The sequence below is a fragment of the Vibrio genomosp. F10 str. 9ZD137 genome (assembly GCF_049974785.1).
In the GTDB taxonomy this organism is placed as follows: Bacteria; Pseudomonadota; Gammaproteobacteria; order Enterobacterales; family Vibrionaceae; genus Vibrio.
Genome location: NZ_JBNGCJ010000971.1, coordinates 1 through 6,853 on the forward strand (window position 1 = coordinate 1; position 6,853 = coordinate 6,853).

The 6,853-nt window shown below is 44.6% G+C and carries 6 protein-coding genes; 2 read left to right on the forward strand and 4 right to left on the reverse strand.

Annotated elements, in window-relative coordinates; translation table 11 throughout:
* Positions 1 to 190: 190 nt before the first annotated feature.
* The 4 genes from betB to ACP45E_RS21030 all read right to left on the reverse strand — a co-directional run bounded on the left by betB (position 191) and on the right by ACP45E_RS21030 (position 4,903).
* Complete coding sequence (gene betB, locus ACP45E_RS21015; RefSeq protein ID WP_017037485.1) at positions 191 to 1,666, reverse strand: betaine-aldehyde dehydrogenase; 1,476 nt, start codon at positions 1,664 to 1,666, stop codon at positions 191 to 193.
* Positions 1,667 to 1,679: 13 nt separating this feature from the next.
* Complete coding sequence (gene betI / locus ACP45E_RS21020; protein WP_017037484.1) at positions 1,680 to 2,294, reverse strand: transcriptional regulator BetI; 615 nt, start codon at positions 2,292 to 2,294, stop codon at positions 1,680 to 1,682.
* 425 nt (positions 2,295 to 2,719) lie between these two features.
* Positions 2,720 to 3,559 (reverse strand): isopenicillin N synthase family dioxygenase, encoded by an 840-nt coding sequence (locus ACP45E_RS21025; RefSeq protein WP_017037483.1) that lies wholly within the window; start codon positions 3,557 to 3,559, stop codon positions 2,720 to 2,722.
* Between the two features lie 267 nt (positions 3,560 to 3,826).
* On the reverse strand, positions 3,827 to 4,903 hold the full coding sequence (locus tag ACP45E_RS21030) for a PQQ-dependent sugar dehydrogenase (protein ID WP_017037482.1): 1,077 nt from the start codon (positions 4,901 to 4,903) through the stop codon (positions 3,827 to 3,829).
* A 741-nt stretch (positions 4,904 to 5,644) separates the two neighbouring features.
* On the opposite strand from ACP45E_RS21030, the gene ACP45E_RS21035 reads away from it, so the two are divergent.
* Together ACP45E_RS21035 and ACP45E_RS21040 are read left to right on the forward strand one after the other, a co-directional pair.
* Positions 5,645 to 6,079, forward strand: coding sequence for a MarR family winged helix-turn-helix transcriptional regulator (locus tag ACP45E_RS21035; RefSeq protein WP_017037481.1), 435 nt, complete (start codon positions 5,645 to 5,647; stop codon positions 6,077 to 6,079).
* Positions 6,080 to 6,153: 74 nt separating this feature from the next.
* Positions 6,154 to 6,853 (forward strand): serine hydrolase domain-containing protein (locus tag ACP45E_RS21040; RefSeq protein WP_241824364.1); only part of this gene is annotated, 700 nt, incomplete at its 3' end.

The following is a 6,853-nucleotide window of genomic DNA, read 5'->3' on the forward strand; positions in this document are numbered from 1 at the left end:
GTCAGCCAATACACAGCCGGCCGAACCCGCACCGACGATAATATAATCGTAGTGTTGTTGTATGTGTTGCATCTGTTGTCTCCGTGTCGCCCTGCACCGATTTGTCTGCTTACTTACTTTGTTACTTTGTTACCTAGTTACCTAGTTGCAAGTCGGTAGGGCTAAACTGATTATTCGTTAGACGGGTTAATTAAGCATAGGGGCTGGCGTAATCGCCTAACTCGATAAGAATGCTCTTTGTCTGCGTGTAATGGAGTAGGGTTTCAGGCCCGTTTTCTCGGCCTATCCCAGACAGTTTGTACCCACCGACCGGCATTTCTGCGGGTGAGTCCCCCCATGTATTCACCCAGCAGATCCCCGCTTGCATTTGGTGAATAACGCGATGAGCGCGGGAGAGATTCTGCGTAAAAATACCCGCAGCAAGACCGTATTTTGTGTCGTTGGCTCGGCGAATAACATCGTCTTCATCGCTGAACTTGAGAATCGACATCACTGGGCCAAAGATCTCTTTTTGCACATGTGGCATATCGTCTTGGCAATCAACAAACACGGTAGGGACAACAAAATTGCCATTGTCTAAACCGTTGTCAGTGGCTTGATGGCCCCCAGTCAGTAGGGTGGCACCGGATCCCTTTGCCTGTTCAATCGCATCGAGTACTTTCGAGAGATGATCTTTTGAAATCAGTGCGCCGATCTGAGTGTCGATGTTCATCGGATCGCCAATGATCAGTTTCTCAGTGCGCGTTTTCAGTTGGTTGATGAACGCGTCATAAACATTTTCGTGAACAAATACGCGTGTTCCATTAGTACACACTTCGCCTTGAGTGTAGAAGTTAGCGACCATCGATGCAGAGACAGCATCATCGATCTTGGCGTCATCAAACACGATCATCGGTGACTTACCACCAAGCTCCATCGTGACGCTTTTGAGTGTTTTTGCGCTGTCAGCCATGACGGCTTTGCCGGTGCCTGTTTCACCAGTGAATGAGATTTTGGCGATATCAGGATGAGCGGTCAGCATTTGACCCACGCGATAATCCCCTTGAACCACGTTAAATACACCATCAGGCAACCCTGCTTCCGTGAAAATTTCCGCCAACTTCAAGGCGGTTAACGGGGTTTCTTCTGAAGGCTTGAATATCATGGCATTGCCTGCCGCGAGTGCAGGCGCAGATTTCCACATCGCAATTTGAATCGGATAGTTCCATGCACCAATGCCTGCACAGATACCAAGAGGATCTCGGCGTGTGTAGAAAAACTGCGTATCACTGAGCGGTTGTTGATCGCCCTGCATTCCTGGAACCAGCCCCGCAAAGTATTCAATCACGTCGGCACCAGAAGCAATATCAACCTCAATGGCTTCTTGTAATGGCTTGCCAGTATCGGCCACTTCCAGCGCTGCCAGTTCATTGTTTCGAGCTCTAAGTATTTCTACCGCTTTGAGTAAAATACGGCTGCGCTCGATGGCTGACATGGCTGACCAAACGGCAAAGCCACGCTGCGCCGATTCAACCGCACTTTGTACATCTTGCTCAGATGCCTGGCCTAGCGTCGCGATGACCTTGCCATTGGCTGGGTTAATGCTTGTGAATGTTTCGCCAGAGGTTGCAGGCGTGCTCTTTCCATTGATATATAGGGAATCGATGTATAACGAATTCATTTCCATTTGAAGCTCAAACTCAGTCATTAGTAGTGTTAGGACGTGTCGAATAAAACGCGAGTTGTTTATCCAAGTAGTCGTTGATAATAAAGCGGGCTTTATCAGCGTTGATCCCATCAGGGTTCAATGTGCCTCGTAGCCAAATCCCATCAATGAGGGAGGCAATACCTTGTGCAACAAGCTCTGCCTGTTCGTGAGTCAACAGGGCTTTTAACTCAATGAGTAGATGAGACAACAATCGTTTTTCATTCACACGCTGCAATCGCTTGAGTTGTGCGTCGTGCATTGAATACGACCAAAACGCGAGCCAAGTCTTAGCAACCCTATTCTCTGCCTGATAGCCCTCAAAGTTGCCCTTGATAATGGCATTGATTCTCTGCTGGTGAGCATCCGTGGGCAGTGCTTTAAGTAAGGAGCCTATGGTGCTTGAGTGTTGGCGAAGGATTGCTCGCATGGTTTCTTCAAGAAGGCCCTGCTTGCCGCCAAAGTAGTGATTAATGATCCCGGTTGATACTCCCGCTTCTTTGCTGATCAAAGCGATGCTTGCTGCGTGTAAGCCAACACGATCGATGACCGTCATGGTTGCGTTAACAAGCTGTGGTTTTCGGATATCGGGCATCCCGACCTTGGGCATGTTGAGGTCCTTTTTATTTTATATTGAACGTTCAATTAATTATAAAATGACAGATAAATCATTAGAGTTCAAACTATTATTTTGAGGTGTGCAGTGTAATAACTGGAAAGGAGTGGTAATAAATATAATAATAACAGTGGGTTGAGAGTGTATTGAATGCTTAAGATTAGAGGTGTAATTATTTGAGTTGTGATGTATATGGTTGGTTTTAGGACGGCACTTATAGATGGGATGTGATGGTTTCTGAAGGCTAAAATAGATAAACCGGAGCATTTTACTGGCCGGTTGTTTTCCTTACTCTGTTTTTCTTCATCAGCGTTTTCAGCTTTTTCCTATTTCTGCTTATTTCGCCATTGTTGGGCACGCTCACCAGGGAAAACGGCTGGCGTGCCACTTATTGCGGTTAGTTTTAATGGTTGCTAATTTTAGATGACACCCAGCTCACGCAGACGTTCCATTAGGTAGCTGTCTGCGGTGTAGCGGTCTGACAGAACAACCTCGGGTTTCGGGTGTAAAAACAGGGGTAGTGAGATTCTAGAGTGCTCTTGACGACCACCATCAGGGTTCACTACGCGATGCGTGGTGCTAGGAAAGTAGCCCCCAGACGCTTCTTGAAGCATGTCGCCAATATTGATAATCAAGTTACCAAAGTCGCAAGGCACATCGATCCAATCCCCTTCCTGACTTTTCACCTGTAAGCCTGGTTCATTGGCGGCAGGAAGAACGGTGAGTAAGTTGATGTCTTCATGGGCGGCAGCTCGAATTGCACCGGGCTCTTCTTCCCCAGTCATCGGTGGGTAGTGAAGCACGCGCAGCAAGGTTTTGTCGCTCCCGTTGATCATTTCTGAGAGAGCAATGGAGAAGCGTTCTTGAACCTCTTTTGGTGCATGAGCTTCAACCCAACCGAGCAGCTCTTCTGCAAATTGGCTGGTCCGTTGGTAGTAATCTAATATCTGCGCTTTCAATTCCTCTGGGATTTGCCCCCAAGGGTAGATATGAAAATACTCTTTGATGTCTTTTACGCTATGGCCTTTGGCAACTTCTGATACACTGGGAGGAAAATACCCATCTTGTGTTTCTACGTTAAATTGAAATTCGTTTTTTCGTTCAGTAGAGAAAAACTGGTACCAATTCTCGTAGATAGATTCAACCAGCTCTTTAGGGATTGGGTGATTCTTTAATACCCCAAATCCGGTTTCTTTTAGTGACTTTACAAACTGCTCAGCGGCATCTTCAGCAAGGTAATCGACGGTCTCTAATTTCATGACGGCTCTTTTTATTGTTGTTTGGTGAGCTAAGGAGTCTAAAAGTGACCAAAATGTAAATCAAACTTTAATGAATTGCGGTGAGATATGTTGCTTACAAATGTGCCCTAAGCACGTTTTCAAACAGGTTTGGTTACATAAAATGCGTTGTATAAACCGCGTTGATGAATACAAGGACTCAAATGTGACACGTAAACCAAACCATTTTGTCTGCCATCGTTCTTGTTGATGGGTTATTGGGTGATGGGCTGCTTCATCATAACTGAATTAGCGTTTGAGTCGATAAAGATTGCCACTATCGGTACTGAAAAAGACGTCGCCCTGAGGAGAAATCTCGATATCTCGGATCCGCTCACCTAAATGGGATAAAATCCTTTCCTCTTCGATGGCTTGCCCCTGACGATTAACCGTAACGATGTTGATATGAGTGAGCTTTAGCGCCCCTGAAAGAAGTTTTCCTTTTAATTCAGGGAATTTTTCACCGCGATACACAACCAAGCTGCTTGGCGCGATAGAGGGGATATAGACTTTAACGGGCGCTTCTATTCCTTCTTTTTCTGTCGCTTCACCGACATCGATTGGCCCCCAGTATTCTTTGCCAAAAGACACCATTGGCCAGCCATAGTTCGCGCCTTTTTTGATGAGATTGATTTCATCCCCCCCGCGAGGCCCGTGTTCGATTGACCAGAGGTTTTGGGTTTCGATATCGAAAAATAACCCCTGTGGATTTCTATGACCAAAGCTCCATATCTCATCTAGAACACTGTCATCATTGACGAATGGGTTATTGGCAGGGGCTTTACCATCAGGGGACAAACGTAAGATAGCCCCCGCATGAGTCAGTGTGTTTTGTCCATTCTCGCGTTCGCCACGATCGCCAATGGAAAAATAAAGGCTGTCGTTATCAAAGGTGATTCGACTACCAAAGTGTCGGCCTGTATCGGTTTGAGATTGAGAAACAAACACATCCTTCCAACCGGAGATGGTGTTGTTGTTGAATTGCGCCGAAGCGAGTGCTGTGACGCCATCGCCATCGATATTTTTGCTGTAAGTGGCATAGATAGTTTTGTTGTCAAAAGGGGAGAGAGCAATATCCAGCAGGCCGCCTTGCCCTTTTGCCCATACGTCAGGGACAGTTGCGAGAACATGGTGATCGCCTGTCATTAGGTCGACGTGCTTTAGTGTGCCGTTTTTTTCAGTCACGAGCATGGTACGTTCGTCAACGTAGGCAAGCCCCCAAGGTATCGAGAGCCCACTGGCGACTTTTTCTGCTTGCCAAGCATGTGCGGTTGCTGTGATGAACAAAGAAAACATCAAGATGTTCAGTTGTTGAATGACTTTCATTGGCTTACTTACCTTCATAGCTAGGACATCATAGTTAGGAAATCTAAAGTGTATAGGTTAGGAGAGCTAATTGTTAACCTTGGTTAAAATCACGTCACTAAAGCTTAGCGCTTTGATTGGGGTGTTGCCGTAGATAATGTTTTGCAAAAAGTAACGAGGAGAACTTATCGATTGCTTGTTCAAACGCATGAGCCTTTCTGCGGTAATGCAAATCAGAGACATGAATCAGCCGATGAAACTCTGTTGGTTTGGTGATTTGGCTTGTGTCGTCGAATATTCAAGTTTGAAAACTCGACAATAAAGACGAGAGCTGGCAATAAAGTTCGAAACTTTTCAATGCTGTTTGCGTTGTGCTCTGACAAGGTTTTGCCCCATTCCGAGCTTGCGCAACATAACGCTGATAATCCCCGCCAGGAATTAGCCCGACTTTTACTAATGGCAGGCCGCGCATCACTTATGCGCGGAATCTCCCATTTTCGTTCAAAAGCGGGGATACCTAACCAGTAAATCTAGGTTGAATTTTTATGCGAACCTTCTGAAAGATCTAGCTCGAACTGAACATAATGTACTAGAGGGGCCAGGCTCTATATCAATGCGATAAGCACTCACCTTCTTTGCATTGGCTTTTAATACTCTAAGCTCTACACATTTGACAATCAACTTGACAAATTGACAATCTATTTCTATATTGACAATCAGGTTGTCATAGTATGTATGTGTTCCTGTGGAGAAGCAACGATAATGGATAATACAAAAGCCTTATACGAAATAATAGAAAGCTCTCGTGCTTTTATGAATCAAATGAATACGTTAGTAGATCAAATTCACAAAGAAAAAGGGGTCAACAGCTGCACCCGTGGTGTAATGTTGATCTTGAAATCAGAGGGTTTCCAGACAATTCCACAGTTAGCTCGAAAGACTCAACGTTCAAGACAATATCTGCAAAAAACGATCTCCAATATGCAAAGCAAAGGCTTAATTTCCTTAACCTCGAATCCAGACCACAAGACTTCGAGTTTAATAGAACTTACCGAACGTGGAACGCATGTACTTACAGGAATACTTGACATAGAAGCAGCGCTAATAAACACAGTAGATATTCCTCTTGATAGCGAACAATTGAAATGTCTTTCTAGCTCTCTAAAGCAACTCACACTCGCATTTCAGAACAAATGAGATGTATAGGGATCTCTTTGTCACTTCTAGTTGTAGCTAGTTGTGCCGTTCTACAGACAAGTGGGGAGAATGAAATGGAACCAGGTTATCAATACGTAATAGGTGATAAGGACAAGTTGCTAGTTTCATCCTCACCAGGGTTGGCAGATGTAAACAGCAAGGAACCGTTAACTCGTCAACACTTAATGGCAACATTTTCTATGACTAAGACAGTCACTGCAATAGCCATTTTACAGCTATTGGAACGTGGCCAGTTAGAGTTGGAGGATAGTATAAACACTTTACTAGATACTCCATATCCAAATGAAATCACTATTAGACACCTGATAACTCACACTTCGGGAATAGCTAATCCGATACCTTTGAAGTGGGTATACCTTCCTGAAATGAAAGCGTTATTTGACGAAGATAATGAGTTGAACGCACTCATGTTGACAAACAACAAAATCAAGTCGCCACCAGGCTTTAAGTATCGATACTCAAACATAGGGTATTGGTTAGCAGGTAAAGTGATAGAAAAAGTTAGCGGAAAAAGATATCAGACTTACATAGAAGAAAATGTGCTTACTCCTCTGAACTTAAAGAACGATCAAGTTAGTTTTACTATTAATGAATCAAAGTTAGCAAAAGGACACCTAAAGCGCTTCAGCCCTATGGGAATGATCGCACCATTAATGTTGGATAGAGATTTGTTCACCAACATAGACATGTCTTGGACAGAGATTAAAGCGGTACATGTTTATGGCCCGTCATATGGCGGTGTTTTTGCTACAG

Bases quoted from the DNA above. Each gene is read 5' to 3' on its own strand.
- betB (WP_017037485.1), bottom strand. From the start codon at position 1,666: ATGGAAATGAATTCGTTATACATCGATTCCCTATATATCAATGGAAAG.
- betI (WP_017037484.1), bottom strand. From the start codon at position 2,294: ATGCCCAAGGTCGGGATGCCCGATATCCGAAAACCACAGCTTGTTAAC.
- ACP45E_RS21025 (WP_017037483.1), bottom strand. From the start codon at position 3,559: ATGAAATTAGAGACCGTCGATTACCTTGCTGAAGATGCCGCTGAGCAG.
- ACP45E_RS21030 (WP_017037482.1), bottom strand. From the start codon at position 4,903: ATGAAAGTCATTCAACAACTGAACATCTTGATGTTTTCTTTGTTCATC.
- ACP45E_RS21035 (WP_017037481.1), top strand. From the start codon at position 5,645: ATGGATAATACAAAAGCCTTATACGAAATAATAGAAAGCTCTCGTGCT.